Below are 14,115 nucleotides of genomic sequence, written 5' to 3' on the forward strand. Positions count from 1 at the left end.
GCGACACCGCCGGTGTGCGGTCCGGTCATCCGACCGGTTCGCACACCGGCGGTTCGCATCTCGGGCAGTGGAGCCCGACGGCGTGCGGAGGGCACGCCGTCTTCCCACGTGGCCCGGCGGCTGGTCAGCGGGAGCGCCGGAGCCGTGAGATCGACTGACGGTCAACGGCGGGCGGCGGCCGTCAGGCCGGCCAGGGCGAGGAGTGTCCAGGCCGCGAGGTAGGTGAACGCGGTGCCCGGGGAGCCTGGTGCAGCAGATCTTCCAGCTTCAGTTTCTGGGCCTGGAACACGGGGAGGAGTGCGGTCCGCTGCTCGGGTGAGAGCTCGGGGAGCCGCCGGCCCAGGAGCCTGCAGGTGCGGAGCCATTCGACGAGTGCGGGGTCGGCGGTCCATTGCACGATCCGCTCCTGGATGTCGCCGAAGGACCGTATCCAGTCCAGGGCGGAGTCGGGGTGCTGCGAGGGTGCGCACAGCGCGTTCTTGGTGTCGTCGTCAGCGTAACTCGCCTCGACGTGGGCGGTGACTGCGGCGCTGAACACTTGCTGGCAGGGAATCACCGCCTGCAAGGTGATGCGCGCTCGGTCGAACACCGGCACCTTCGGCCGTCGTTCCAGACCGTCGGCGGTGCAGTCGATGTAGAGGGTGCCGGCCTGCGCGGGAATGGTGGCCTGGTCGAGTTCGACCGCGGTCTCGTCGATGCGCTTGACCCTGCCGTGGCGGACGATGTCGCCGATGCGGCGCAGCTGGTCGAGTTCGGCGCGGGCGACCGTCGCGCAGCGGTAGGCGGTGGGCTCGACGTCGGGCGACAGCCGCAGCAGCAGGCCGCGGTCCTCCAGTCGGGTGAACAGCTCCTGGATCGTGTCGGCGCCGGCCACGGCCTCGCGACGGGCTGCTTCCGTTTCGCCGTCGGAATTCCCCGGCTGCAGGTTGGCGCGGTCGAGCAGCCACGAATCGCGCGGCATGATCCAGGTGATGTCGGCCGGATCGGTGCCACGGCTGAGCAGCCACAGGCAGGCGTCGATGCCGGTCTTCCCCGCTCCGACGACGGTGTAGTGGGACGGTTGGTGCTGCAGGGCGGGCAGCTGGTTGGGGGTGATCAGGCGGACGCCAGGGGCGACTTCGTACGTGGGCGCCACCATGGCCGGCACCGTGACGTTCATGTAGGTGGCGTCCACGGTCCGCCGTTTGACGGTCACCTCGAACTCGGCGCCGCTGACGGTGGAGTGGAAGCGGTGGACGTCGGGCCGCTGCGGATCGGGGCCGTCGTAGCACGACTTGGGGAAGTAGGAGACGCGTCCGGTCGGCAGGAGTGTCCTGCGCATCACCTGGTCGAGGTAGGTCAGGATCTCGCCGGCCGAGGCCAGTTCGTGCATTCCGGCGTTCCAGCCGTCCTGGTCCACCGCGCCGCTGCCCAGCTCGATGGAGTTGACGCCGTAGAAGGCCGACGGCTGGTGCAGGCGTACGAAGGGGTAGGCGACCGTCCAGTGACCACCGGGCTGGTCGTAGCGGTCGACGATGGCCACCGTCGCGTCGGTTTCGGCGACGAGGGTGTCGGCGAAGGCCATGCCCATGGCCCCGGCGCCGATGATCAGGTAGTCGACCTCGAGAGCTGTCGGATTCAACGGATGTCGTCCTTCCGTGGTGCTTTTCGAAGGTGGGAGCCGACCGTGCCCGGCGCGGTCCGCGGTTACTGGTGGAACGCCGCAGCAGAGTCACGGCGGGTGAGGACGTCTCGTTCGCGCGACGTCCGGCCGTCAGGCCCGGCGCACGAGGCGGACCCGGTGCACAGGACCGCAGCGAAAAGGCATGACAGCAGGGGCCGTTGACCGCACGCGGTGGCTCGGCACACCGCTGCGATCACGGCCACGCGCGGATCCCGGGCCCTGTGAGGAGCGGGCCATCGGGCCCCGCGAGGAACACCTCGGGGTTGACGGAAAGGCTCAGGAACTGGAGGGGGTCACGCCGGCGACTTGCTCCTCCTCGGCGGCCGTGAGGGCGACCACCGGCATGTCCGTCAGCCCGGGGCGCACCCGCAGGCCGTCCAGGACGATCGTCAGCTGGCGCCTCCACACCGTGCTGGAGACCGGCTGGGTGTGCTGTATCACGCAGCTCAGCATGTAGAAGACGAGCTGCATGTCGGTCGTCGCCAAGTCCGGCCGCAGCAGGCCGGCGTCCTGGGCGCGACGTATGACCGCCTCGGCTGCGGGCACGAACCTGCGCCGAGCCTGCGCCACCAGCGGACGGCCTCCGACCTCGGAGAACACGACTTCTCGCAGTCCGCGGTCGGCCGCCATCTGCTCCAGCGCCATGGTCAGCAGGCCGACGACCCCGTCCCAGGGGTCGTCACTGGCCAGAGCCTGCTCGGCTGCCATCGTCAAGGCTTCGACACGCTCTTCGAACAGCTCGTTGATCAGTGCTTGCTTGTTGCCGAAGAGCCGGTAGGAAGTCGCCACTCCGACGCCGGCATGGCGAGCGATGTCGTCGAGGTTCACCCCCAGCCCCCGCTCGGCGAACACCTCCCGAGCGGCCTGGAGCGTGCGCTGCCGATTGGCCTCGGCATCGCGTCTCAGGCGCCGTGCGCCACGGGGCGCGGATGCATCCGTTCCGTCCATGAACCCACACTAGCACTATTTGGAGCTGTCAACTCCACTTATGTTGCCGCCTTGTCCTCCCGAACCGCGGGTGCGCGGGGGAACCGTGACGGACGGTCAGGCGGACCGTTCGTGGTCGTCGACGTCATCACCGGTAACCCGGCCAGGTCGCCCTTTCGGTCGAACGGGCCACGGCTCGCGCCGGCAGGCCGTCGCCCGTGTGTCGTCGGGGCGCGCGGCGAGGGCGCGGGTGAGCAGGTCGGTGAGGGTGGCTCGCTCCTCGGAGACCGGGACGAGCGGCACCGGAATCAGCAAGGGAAGGAGCGCCGACGGGGCGGAGAGCAGGAGCGCCGCAGCTGCCGCTCGGGGCGATACGGATCGACGCCGATGGAGTGGAGGCCGCCGAGCGGCGTCGTGCGGGCGTGGCCGGGTCCGAAGCGGAGCGGCAGTACGCCTCCGCTTCGGCCCCGGCCACGTGCTCAGGACAGGACGGTCCAGCTCTGTCCGGCCGCGGTGGAGCTGGCCGGGTTGGTCATCACGGTCGAGCCCGCGCCGGTGCCGGAGGCGTCCAGGGTCAGGCCGTTGCCGACGTTGGTGATGGTGAGTGCGCCGGAGCCGTTCTGGGTGACCTTCCACTTCTGCCAGGGGTTGTTGGCCGAGGGGGTGAGCAGGTACGCGCTGCCGACGCCGCCGCCGGCGACGAGGACGGTGTGCACCTGGGTGCCGGTGTTGCAGTTGTCGGTGATCTGGACGGTGCCGTCCGCGTTGGGCGTGAAGAGCCACTGCTCGGCGGGCTGGCCGCTGGCGTAGGTGTTGACGACGGCGTTGCCGCCCACCGCCGCGCTGCAGGTGCTCTGCACCTGGAGCGCGAGGCCGCCGGTGCCGCTCGCGCTGATCGCGTGGTAGCGGCCGTCGCCGACGATGCCGGCCTGCGTGTTGCCGCCGCCGCTGCTGCCGCTGCCGCCGCCGGTGATCCGGTAGAGCGCGGTGCCGTGGGCGGGGATCCAGTTGCCTCCGATGGTGCCGGTGGTGGTGCCGGTCGCGCCGCTCCAGATCTCGCGGTAGGTGTAGGAGCTGCCGGTCAGCCCGAGATCGGCGAAGGTGGCGCTGGGCATGGCCCAGTTGTTGGGGTCCTGGTTGACCAGCGCGACGGCGAGGTCGCCGTTGGCCAGCCGGCGCTTGAGGATGACCGGGGCGGTGGCGGAGGAGGGCGGGTTGCCGACCAGGGTGGCGGGCTTGGCGAGACTGTCCTGGTCGATGGCGATCACGTCGGGGTTCTTCATGATCGCCAGGGCGGAGGCGCTGATGCCGGTGGACCAGGTGTAGCCGTTCCCGGAACGCTGGGAGTCCGCGGTGGTGCGCAGGTCGGCCCCGGAGATGAGCGGGGCGGCCATCATCGACAGGATGGACAGCTCGGTGCGGGACTCGTCGTCGGTGAACGGCTTGTTGCCCTTGTAGGTGTCGGTGACGCCCCAGACGCCGTTGACGTCCTGCCAGCCGGCGAACATCATGTCCAGGTCGTTCCAGCTGCCGGGGTGGACGTTGCCCGGGTACTTCAGGGCGGTCTGCAGCTGGCCGTTGTAGAGGACGCCGTCCAGTTCGCTGTCCCGGTCGCCGCCGATGCGGCACATGTTGGCGACCTGGCCGCACCACACGCCGGTGGGCGAGTAGCCGGGCGCCTGGTGCGGCTGGGTGCCGGCGGCCTGGATCAGCGGGTCGGTGCGAGCCGGGTCGTTGGCGCTCAGCAGGTACGGGATGCCGGTGTGCGCGGGCTGCGCGGACAGGCTGAGGGTGACCTTCGGCTTGCCCTGGGCGGCGGTGGCGGCGTCCAGAGCGCGCTGGAAGGTCTGGGTGCGGGCGTAGATGGACTGGGTGAGTTCCTTGCCCTCGCCCTGCGGGTAGTAGGCGTAGCCGTCGGGGCCGGTGATGGTGGGGCCGTAGGGGCAGTCGTCGTACTTGACGAAGTCGACGCCCCAGGAGACGAAGTCGGTGGCGTCGGTGGCCTCGTGGCCCAGGCTGCCGGGGTGGCCCTGGCAGGTGGTGTACGTGTCGGTGGCGTACAGGCCGAGCTTCATGCCCTTGCTGTGGGCGTACCAGGACAGGTACTGGATGCCGTTCACCGTCGTGCCGTTGACGGCCTGTGCGGGAAAGTTGTTCGGGTCGGGCACCAGGTGTCCGCTGGTGGTGTCGTTGCCCGTGCCGTCGGTGCCGGAGACCGGGTTGCCGTTGTTGTCGTAGAGCTGCATCGCGTTGTCGGCGGTCTTCGCGAAGTCCGTGCTCTGGCCGTCGCGGTGGCGCGTCGACCAGCCGTCGTCGATCGTGACGGTGTTGTAGCCCGCCTGCACCAGGCCGTTGGCGGACATGAAGTCGATGGTCTGCTTGACCTGTTGCTCGTTGACCTGGGTGCCCAGGCTGTTCCAGGAGTTCCAGCCCATCGGCGGGGTCAGGGCGTTGCCGTTGCCGAGGGCGGCGGCCGAAGTGGCGCCGCCCAGGGTGAGGGCGCCGAGACCGGAGGCGGCCAGCGCCATGGCGGTCAGGGCACCGGCGAGGCGGTGAACGGGGATGCGCATGTGGGGGCTCCAACGTGGGGGATCTGGCCGGGCGTTCCCTTGCGCGTGCCGGGCCAGGAGGGGTGGGATTCCTCGTGCGCTGAGGCGTCGTCGATCACGGCGCGACTCCGGAGACGGGGGGCGAGTCGCATGCGCTCGAAGCGGGTGTCGGGTGACCGGCCCCGAATCGACACCTGCCGGTACGGCCGGATGTGGCGGGGTCGGGCGGGCCGGCAGTGCTGCTTCGCGGGGCGTCGCAGCCAACGGGACACAGCACGAGGGTGGTTGGGTGTGCCGACGAAACGTCAGCGATAGTGCCATACGATATTGCACTGATGGATGGCCAACAAGAGTCAACACGATCGATCGACTTCGATCAGGATTCCCCGCGGCTCGGCCGAGGTGATCCGCGGTGCGCATGCCACCGGGCCCACCGACACGTCATGTGCAGAGCGCGCCGGAGGCCTGCCAGTTGGAGGGGTCCACCATGATGGCGGGGACGATGGTCTCGCGCGGGAGGTCCTTGTGGCCCTTCAGCCGGTCGACCATCTGCTCGACGGCGAGCGCGCCGACGTCGGTCCCCTTGATGAGCAGTGCGGCCCGCATCGCGCTGGGCTTGCCGGGCAGCCAGTCCTTGCAGGCGAGGTAGGCGCCGATGCCGACGCCGATGACGTTGTCCGGTCCGAAGCCCGCGTCGCTCAGGGCCTTGATTCCGCCTTCCACGTCCTCGTCGTTGCAGCCCCAGACCACCCAGTGCTTGACGCCGGGGCTGGAGGAGAGGGCGTAGGCGGTTCTGCGGCGGGCGTCCTCGACGGTGTTGGCCGTCCCGACCTTCGTGTTCTTCAGCACCGCACCGGCGTGGACGGAGAACGCGTCCGCCGCCGCGTTCACGCGGTCCCGGCAGACGGGGATGTCGTTGTTCGAGATCGAGAGCATCGAGGTGTCGGCGGTCTTCCAGCCCGCTCTGGTGTACTCGGTGGCCGCGCGTTCGCCGACCGCGGCGCCCATGGTGGCGCCGTTGAAGCCGACCCGGGGCACCAGCCCGTTGGGGAAGCAAGCGCTGGGATCGGGGTAGTCGGAGCAGATCTGGTCGTCGGTGGAGAGCAGCGGGATGCCGGCCTGGCGGGTGAGGGCGACGAGTTCGGGGCCCACGGACGGGTCGGGCACGACGGCGATGAGGCCGCGCGCCTTCTTGTCGATGGCCGTCCTGGCCTCCTTGAGCGCGCGGTCGCGGTCGTTGCCGAGATCCACGACGGTCAGGTCGACACCGAGTTCGGCGGCCTTGGCCTTGGCTCCGGCCGCCTCGTCGACGAAGTACCCCTGGTCGCCCTGCTTCTGTAGGAAGGTGATGGTGAGCGGGCCCCGGCTCGTGGTGTCGGGCCCCTCTGCCGAGCACCCGGCCAGCGCCAGGGCGAGGGCGGTCGCGCCGGCCGTGGTGAGGGGGGCGATCCGGCTACGTCGGCGGAAGAACACGGAAACGCTCCAAGGGCAGGGCAAGAGCATGAGTGTTTGAACGTTCAAAACACCCAGAACCAAACGGAGTCGAACGCGATGGTGACAGGAAACGCCACGTTCACCCGACGGTCAAGATCTGGCGGCCCTCAAGTTGTGGGCCGATACCCGCTCGTTACGGGCGCATACCCACCACTTGAGTCGGCCGGAGTGAGCCACTAGCCTGCGCCTGCTCCTGTTGAGTCCTGTGCAGGTTCTGTCAATATCCGACATTACCGAACATCTCGCACCAGGAGCTCGCTCTGGCATCCCCCCACTGCCCTCCACTTTGGAGCACCCATGCGCCTACGCCTGCGCCCATCCCCTCGTGCTCTCGCCGGCGCCCTGCTGTCGCTCGCCCTGGCGACCTCGAGCCTCGGTGTCGTCGCGCTGAGCACGGCCACCCCGGCCGCCGCCCTGGACAACGGCACCGCCCTCACCCCGCCGATGGGCTGGAACTCCTGGAACTCACTCGGTACCGACGTGAGCGAGCAACAGGTCAAGCAGACCATCGACTTCATGTCCGCCAACGGCCTGGTGGCGGCCGGCTACAACACCGTCACCATCGACGACGGCTGGTCGCTCTGGCACCGCGACGGCCAGGCCACCGACCTGGTGCGGACCTCGTACGGTTCGATGCAGCTCTACGACGCCGCCGGCAACCCGGTCGCCGGCACGGACGGCACCGGCAACGACCCGACCTCCGGCCACCTGATCCCGCGCCCGGACACCTTCCCCTCGCAGACCGTCAACGGGCAGACCGTCAACGGCATCCAGTACCTGGCCTGGTACGCCCACAGCAAGGGCATGAAGTTCGGCCTGTACGGCACCGACACCTACCTGACCTGCCAGATGCACCCCGGCAGCCTCGGCCACGAGTCCACGGACGCCGCCGACTTCGTGTCCTGGGGCGTGGACTACGTCAAGTACGACGACTGCCCGTACGGCCCGCAGATCGTCGGCCCGGACGGCCACAACTACGGGACCCAGGGCGAGGGCAGGGAACTCACCCAGTCCATGTACGCCCGGGTGCAGACCTTCCAGCGGGCGCTCGACGCCGCCTCCGCCGCCCAGGGCAGGCCGAAGGTCGCGCTCAGTGTCTCGGCCCAGCCCGTGCACACCGGCGTGCCGTACCTGCTGAGCGCTAACGACCCGGCCCGCACCGACCCGGTGATCCGGGCCGCCGGCACCCCGCAGTACCAGTCCCCGGGCTACGCGCCGACCGGCGTCTGGTGCGGGCAGGTCGCCAACCTGTGCCGGATCGGCGGTGACCGCGCCAGCGACCTGAGCGGCGTGCTCTACGGCGGGCAGCTGCAGACCGCGCTGCAGTACCCGGGCAACGTCCGCCCGGGCAGCTGGAACGACATGGACATGATGTTCGCCGGCTGGCAGGACGTCTACGGCTCCTGGGGCGTCACCGACACCTGCACCTGTCACAAGCCGTTCACCGACGACGAGTCCCGCACCGAGCTGTCCATCCTGTCGATGATGGCCTCACCGCTCATGTCCGGCGCCGACCTGCGCAACTCCGCCGACGCCCAGCACACCGCCGGAGGCACCACCTGGTCCACCGGCATCAACGCCTCCAGCCTGGCGATCATGAAGAACCCCGACGTCATCCGGATCGACCAGGACGCGCTCGCCAAGCCCGCCACCCTGGTCGGCGCCGCGCCCAACAGCAGCACCGCCCCGGTGATCCTCAAGCGCCAACTCGCGGGCGGCGACACGGCCGTCCTGCTGGTGAACCAGGACCCGAACAACTGGCAGATGATCGGCAGCAGCCTCGCCTCGCTCGGCCTGACCGGCAACGGCTACACGTACAAGGACCTGTGGACCGGCGCCACCGGCACGGTCGCCGCAGGCGGCACGGTCGGCGGCAACTGGGTCGCCGCGCACGGCGTCGCGATGTTCCGGCTCACCCCGCAGGCCGCCACGGTGGCGGCGGTGATCGGTGACGGCAAGTACCACGGGATCAGCGCGGGCGGCACCGGCGGCGAGGCCCTGGAGGTCCAGGGCACCTGCAGCGCGGCGGACGGTGCGATCGTCGACGTCAACACGTGGTGGAGCACACACACCTCGGAGCAGTGGAAGTTCGCCGCGAACGCCGACGGCACGGTGCACGTCACCGACAACTGCGACACCGGCACGCAGGTCCACGGCACCCTCACCGCACCCGGCTCGGCAGGCGCGGCGGCGTACGTGACCAACGGCTACGACCCGAACAACGCCTACCAGAAGTGGCGGGTCGTCCAGAACGCCGCCACCGGCGCGCTGACCGTCACCAACGTCGCCACCGGCCTGGTGCTGGACTCCCCGAACTCGGCGGCCACCTCCGCGGTGGTCACGGACCAGCCCAACTCCGGTGCGGGGCAGGCCTGGACGATCCTGTCCTGACCCGACACCGCCACCGTCCACACCCCGCCGGGTGGGCACGGCCCCGGTCGTGTCCACCCGGCGGTCACGGGCGACCACCCGTCGAGCATCAGGAGAAGGACAACGACTCGCACACGTATAGTCACAAGTTCCACCACCAACAGACGCACCCGAACGGTCGGGCCGTCGGGCCGTGCCGCCTGCGGACCGGCCGCGTCCGCGTGCGTACCTAGGAGTGCCACGTGACTGACAACGCACAGCTGCTGGCGCGGCAGCGGCGCGAGATGATCCTCGAACGGCTCCGGCAGCGCGGCGGGGTGCGGGTCAACGAACTCACCCGCGAGCTGGGCGTCTCGGACATGACCATCCGCCGGGACCTGGACGCCCTGGCCCGGCAGGGACTGCTGGACAAGGTGCACGGCGGTGCCGTCCCGGCCGGCGCCCCGAGCAGCCAGGAGCCGGGCTTCGAGGCGAAGTCGTCCTGGCAGCTGTCGGCCAAGCAGGCGATCGCCCGGGCCGCCGCCGAACTGGTCCGGCCCGGGATGGCCGTGGGCCTGGGTGCGGGCACGACCACGCACGCCGTCGCCCGGGAGCTGGCATCGGTGGACGGGCTGACCGTGGTGACCAACTCGCTGCGGATCGCCGAGGTGTTCGAGCAGGTCGGCCCGGGGGCGGGGGTCGGGACCACCGTGCTGCGCACCGGCGGGATCCGCACGCCCTCCGACGCCCTGGTGGGCGCGCTCGCCGACCAGGCGATCCGCTCACTGCACGTCAACGTGCTCTTCCTGGGCTGCCACGGCATCTCCGTGGAGGCCGGGCTGACCTCGCCCAATCTCGCCGAGGCGGAGACCGATCGGGCGTTCATCGGCTCCGCGCGCCGGGTGGTCGTGGTCGCGGACAACACCAAGTGGGACACCGTCGGCCTGGCCACCTTCGCAACCCTGGACCAGGTCGACGTGCTGGTCACCGACGACGGGCTGTCCGCCGAGCGCCGGACCGCCGCGGGCGAGCGGGTGGGCGAGGTGATCGTGGCGGAGGCCGTCAACTGATCATCGCATGACGGAAGTCGGGAGATCGACTCCCGGCCGGGAGAGCGGGTGGGGCGGAGCCGCATGGCTCCGCTGGATAACGGGAACGTCTCGAATTGACGCGAGCGCAACGAAGGCTCTTGACGAACGCCCGGCTGGGGAGTTTCCTGTGCGAGCACGTTGGATCAAGTTTGGTTCTGATCGATTGTGTTTGATTCAATCCGCGCCAGTTTCGCGGGATCTGCCGCGGGATCTTCTCCCACCCTCTTCTCCTTACCGGGAGCTTTTGCATGTTCATTCGTCGTCGTAGTCGGGTTCTGTCGGTCGCCCTGCTGGGCTGTGTGTCCCTCGTGGGCGCGGTGGGGTGCTCGACGGGTCAGCAGTCCTCGTCGGGTGCGGGTGACACCGCAAAGGTCGACGGCAAGGTGTCGCTGACGTACCTGCAGAAGCAGGGGGACCAGGAGTACTTCGTCGGCGAGGCGGCGGGCGCGAAGGCGAAGGCGGCGGAGCTGGGGGTGGACCTGAAGGTCGTGAACCTGGGCAACGACGCCAACAAGACGGTCGGCGAGGTGCAGTCGGCCATCGCCCGCAAGAGCAACGGGCTGATCGTGGTCGTGCCGGACCCGGCGGTGGGCCCGCAGGTCGTGCAGACCGCCAAGGACGCCAAGGTCGCCCTCCTCACCTCCGACGACCAGATCTGCGCCTCCGGCCCGGCCCCGGGCGCCTGTGCGAAGGGCGATCTGGTCGCCCGGGTCGGGTTCAGCGGCGCGCAGATGGGCGGAGAGGTCGGCAAGCGGGCCGCCGCCGAGTACAAGAAGGCCGGCTGGAACGCGGCCGACACCCGGATCATCTCCGCTTGGAAGCAGGACGTCACCGTCTGCGGCGACCGCGTCAAGGCCGCCAAGGACGCCTTCACCCAGGCCGCGGGCGACGGGGTGAAGAACATCGACGTCGCCACCGACAACACCCCCACCGGCGCCCAGGACAAGACCGCCGCCACCCTCACCGCCAACCCCGGCGTCAAGCACTGGATCGTCTGGGGCTGCAACGACGAGAACGTCCAGGGATCCGTCACCGCGCTGCAGAACGCCGGCGTCAGCCCCGACGACATCGCCGGTGTCGGTCTCGGCGCCTACCTCGCCTGCAAGGACTGGACCAGCGGCAAGCCCACCGGCATGAAGGCCGCGCTCTTCATCAACGGCAAGGACGTCGGCGCACTGGCCGTCCAGACCATGTACGACAAGCTCAAGAACAACAAGGACTTCCCCGCCGAGGCCTTCGCCCCCACCACCATGGTCGACGCCGCCACCTGGCAGGCCACCGGCATGACCTGCAGCTGACGGTACCGCGCCAGAACCGTCCGATCCGCACCTCCAGCGAGGCACACATGACCGCACCCGAGTCCCCGCCCGGCGCCGGACCGTCCCCGCAGCCCGCCTTCGGCCTGGCCGCCGAGAACGTCGGCAAGACCTTCGGCAGCGTCCGGGCCCTCCACGGCGTCACCGTCGCCTTCCCGCCCGGGCAGGTCACCGCCCTGATGGGCGAGAACGGCGCGGGGAAGTCGACCCTGCTGCGCATCCTGAGCGGCGATCACCGCCCCACCGAGGGCGAGGTCCTGCTCGACGGCGTCCCCCTCGACCTCTCCTCGCCGACCGACGCGCGCCGCGCGGGCATCCGGATCATCCCCCAGGAGCCGGAGATCATCCCGCACGTGTCGGTCGCCGAGAACGTCTACGCCGGCAGCCTCCCGCGTCGGGCCGGCCGCCGCCTCGACCGCACTGAACTGCGCCGCAGGATCACTGCCGATCTCGCCGCACTCGGCTTCGACCAGGTCCTCGACCCTGACCTGCTCGGATCCGAACTCACGGCCGCACAGCGCCAGTTGGTCGAGATCATGCGGGCGCTCACCGGCACCGTGCCGCCCCGGGCGATCGCCTTCGACGAGCCCACCTCCTCCCTCTCCGAGAACGAGGTGGAGGCGCTGTTCGCCCTGATCGGCCGGCTGCGCGACCAGGGCATCGCGATCGTCTACGTCTCGCACCGGATGAAGGAGATCTTCCGGCTCGCCGACCGGATCGCCGTCCTGCGCGACGGCACCCTCACCGGCGTCCTGCCCGCCGCCGAGACCGACGAGCGCGAGCTGGTCCGGCTGATGGTCGGCCGGGACCTGGCCGGCCTGTTCGTCCGTCAGGACGTCGCCACGGACGAGGTAGTGCTGGATGTCCGTGGCCTCACCACCGACGACGTGCACGACGTCAGCCTCCAGGTCCGGGCCGGCGAGGTGGTCGCCCTCGCCGGGCTGATCGGCGCCGGCCGGTCCGAACTGGCCCTCGCCCTCGCCGGCGACGCGCCGGTCCGCTCCGGCGAGGTCCTCCTCGGCGGCCGGGCGGTGCGCCTGCGTTCCCCCAAGGACGCGATCCGGGCCGGCCTGGGCCTCGCCCCCGAGGAACGCAAGGCCCAGGCGCTGTTCCTGCACCGCTCCATCCGGGACAACACCTCCCTGGTCAGCCTCGACCGGCTGCGCCGGCGGCGCTTCGTCAAGCGCACCGCCGAGAAGCAGCTCGCCCAGGAGTACGCGGACCGGCTGCGGGTGCGCGCCCCCTCGATCGAGACCGAGGTCCGCACGCTCTCCGGCGGCAACCAGCAGAAGGTGGTGCTCGCCCGCTGGCTCGCCCGCCGCCCCGAGCTGCTGATCCTGGACGAACCGACCCGCGGCGTCGACATCGGCGCCAAGGCCGAGATCTACCAGATCATCGCCGACCTGGCCCGCGACGGCGTCGCCGTCCTGGTGATCTCCTCCGAACTGCCCGAGGTCCTCGGCCTGGCCGACCGGATCCTCGTCATGCAGAACGGCCGGGTCACCGGCGAACTCGGCCGCGCCGAGGCCTCCGAGGAGGCCGTCCTCGCCCTGGCCATGACGGACGACCTCGCCACCGGCCCCCGTACCACCGACACCGACGCCACCACCGGAGTTGCCCGATGACCACCCCCTCCGCCACCGCCGACCAGCGGCCGCAGGCCCCGGCCGGGCGCGCGCGGCCGACCGGTCCGCGGGCGCTGCTCGACGCCGTCGGTGGCCAGAACCTCATCCTGCTGCTGGCCCTCGCGGCTGTGCTCGCCCTGTTCGGCTCGCTCAACCTCAACTACCTGAGCTGGAACAACATCCAGGTGATCGCCGAGGCGGCGACCATCGCCGGGCTGCTCGCCGTGGTCCAGACGGTGGTGATCATCTGCGGCGGCCTGGACATCTCGGTGGGCTCCCAAGCCGGCCTCGCCTCCGTGGTGAGCGCGATGGTGTTCACCTCCACCGGCTCCAGCGCGCTGCTCGGCATGGGTGCGGCCGTGCTGGTCGGCGCCGCCGTCGGCCTGCTCAACGGTGCCGTGATCATCTACGGCCGGGTCAACCCGACCATCGCCACCCTGGCCGGACTGGCCGCGTACAAGGGCGTCGCCCAGCTGATCTCCGACGGACGCGCCCAGGGCTACGTGCTCGGCGACCCGCTGTTCGTCTTCCTCAGCCGCGGCAGGATCGCCGGCCTGCCGACGATGGTGTGGATCCTCCTCCTGATCGCCGCCGCCGTGCACGTCCTGCTCACGTACACCGACATCGGGCGCAACATCTACGCCCTCGGCGGCAACGACACCGCCGCGCGACTGGCCGGCATCAACCTCAACAAGTACCTGCTCTCGGTGTACGCGCTCACCGGCATGGTCGCGGCCGTCGCCGGCGTCCTGCTCACCGCGCGCACCGGCTCCGGACAGCCCACCTCCGGCAGCGAGGGCCTGGAACTCCAGGCCATCACCGCCGCTGCCCTGGGCGGCTGCGCCCTCAAGGGCGGCAAGGGCGGTATCGGCGGCACCCTGCTGGCCGTCGCCCTGCTCGGAGCCCTGCAGAACGGCCTCACCGTCCAGGGCATCAACACCTTCTGGCAGAACGTCGCCCAGGGACTCCTGCTGGTCGCCGCCGTGGTCATCCAGCAGCGGCGCGGACGCGAGCGGGCCGTCGGCCTGCCGGCCTGAGACCGACAGTCCGCGCCGGCGCGCCAACTGTCGGACACGCCCCGGCGACCCTTGGAGGCCGCCT

Annotated in this window: 9 protein-coding genes; 5 read left to right on the top strand and 4 right to left on the bottom strand. The window is 70.5% G+C overall.

Annotated elements, in window-relative coordinates:
* Positions 1 to 181: 181 nt before the first annotated feature.
* The 4 genes from ACIO5E_RS13925 to ACIO5E_RS13940 all read right to left on the bottom strand — a co-directional run bounded on the left by ACIO5E_RS13925 (position 182) and on the right by ACIO5E_RS13940 (position 6,612).
* Positions 182 to 1,621 (bottom strand): NAD(P)-binding protein, encoded by a 1,440-nt coding sequence (locus ACIO5E_RS13925; RefSeq protein WP_400667025.1) that lies wholly within the window; start codon positions 1,619 to 1,621, stop codon positions 182 to 184.
* A 318-nt stretch (positions 1,622 to 1,939) separates the two neighbouring features.
* Entirely contained in the window at positions 1,940 to 2,611 is a 672-nt protein-coding gene (locus ACIO5E_RS13930; RefSeq protein ID WP_400667027.1) for a TetR/AcrR family transcriptional regulator, read from the bottom strand.
* Positions 2,612 to 3,069: 458 nt separating this feature from the next.
* A complete protein-coding gene (locus ACIO5E_RS13935) occupies positions 3,070 to 5,160 on the bottom strand; it encodes an alpha-galactosidase (RefSeq protein WP_400667029.1) in 2,091 nt (696 codons plus the stop codon).
* A gap of 420 nt (positions 5,161 to 5,580) precedes the next feature.
* Positions 5,581 to 6,612, bottom strand: a complete 1,032-nt coding sequence (locus ACIO5E_RS13940; RefSeq protein ID WP_400667031.1) for a substrate-binding domain-containing protein — start codon at positions 6,610 to 6,612, stop codon at positions 5,581 to 5,583.
* 318 nt (positions 6,613 to 6,930) lie between these two features.
* On the opposite strand from ACIO5E_RS13940, the gene ACIO5E_RS13945 reads away from it, so the two are divergent.
* The 5 genes from ACIO5E_RS13945 to ACIO5E_RS13965 all read left to right on the top strand — a co-directional run bounded on the left by ACIO5E_RS13945 (position 6,931) and on the right by ACIO5E_RS13965 (position 14,051).
* Complete coding sequence (locus ACIO5E_RS13945) at positions 6,931 to 9,024, top strand: alpha-galactosidase (RefSeq protein ID WP_400667032.1); 2,094 nt, start codon at positions 6,931 to 6,933, stop codon at positions 9,022 to 9,024.
* A 221-nt stretch (positions 9,025 to 9,245) separates the two neighbouring features.
* Positions 9,246 to 10,052 (top strand): DeoR/GlpR family DNA-binding transcription regulator, encoded by an 807-nt coding sequence (locus tag ACIO5E_RS13950; protein ID WP_400667033.1) that lies wholly within the window; start codon positions 9,246 to 9,248, stop codon positions 10,050 to 10,052.
* A 404-nt stretch (positions 10,053 to 10,456) separates the two neighbouring features.
* Positions 10,457 to 11,371 (top strand): substrate-binding domain-containing protein, encoded by a 915-nt coding sequence (locus ACIO5E_RS13955; protein ID WP_400667034.1) that lies wholly within the window; start codon positions 10,457 to 10,459, stop codon positions 11,369 to 11,371.
* A 47-nt stretch (positions 11,372 to 11,418) separates the two neighbouring features.
* The gene (locus ACIO5E_RS13960) at positions 11,419 to 13,014 is read left to right on the top strand and encodes a sugar ABC transporter ATP-binding protein (RefSeq protein ID WP_400667035.1); all 1,596 of its coding nucleotides are present in this window, start codon (positions 11,419 to 11,421) and stop codon (positions 13,012 to 13,014) included.
* Entirely contained in the window at positions 13,011 to 14,051 is a 1,041-nt protein-coding gene (locus tag ACIO5E_RS13965; RefSeq protein ID WP_280680409.1) for an ABC transporter permease, read from the top strand. Before ACIO5E_RS13960 ends, ACIO5E_RS13965 begins: the two co-directional genes overlap by 4 nt.
* Positions 14,052 to 14,115: the final 64 nt, after the last annotated feature.

The organism is Kitasatospora sp. NPDC087314, from assembly GCF_044744365.1.
Classification (GTDB): Bacteria; Actinomycetota; Actinomycetes; order Streptomycetales; family Streptomycetaceae; genus Kitasatospora.

Excerpts from the sequence above, each read along its gene's own strand:
- ACIO5E_RS13965 (WP_280680409.1), top strand. The coding sequence starts at position 13,011 with ATGACCACCCCCTCCGCCACCGCCGACCAGCGGCCGCAGGCCCCGGCC.
- ACIO5E_RS13935 (WP_400667029.1), bottom strand. The coding sequence starts at position 5,160 with ATGCGCATCCCCGTTCACCGCCTCGCCGGTGCCCTGACCGCCATGGCG.
- ACIO5E_RS13945 (WP_400667032.1), top strand. The coding sequence starts at position 6,931 with ATGCGCCTACGCCTGCGCCCATCCCCTCGTGCTCTCGCCGGCGCCCTG.
- ACIO5E_RS13930 (WP_400667027.1), bottom strand. The coding sequence starts at position 2,611 with ATGGACGGAACGGATGCATCCGCGCCCCGTGGCGCACGGCGCCTGAGA.
- ACIO5E_RS13960 (WP_400667035.1), top strand. The coding sequence starts at position 11,419 with ATGACCGCACCCGAGTCCCCGCCCGGCGCCGGACCGTCCCCGCAGCCC.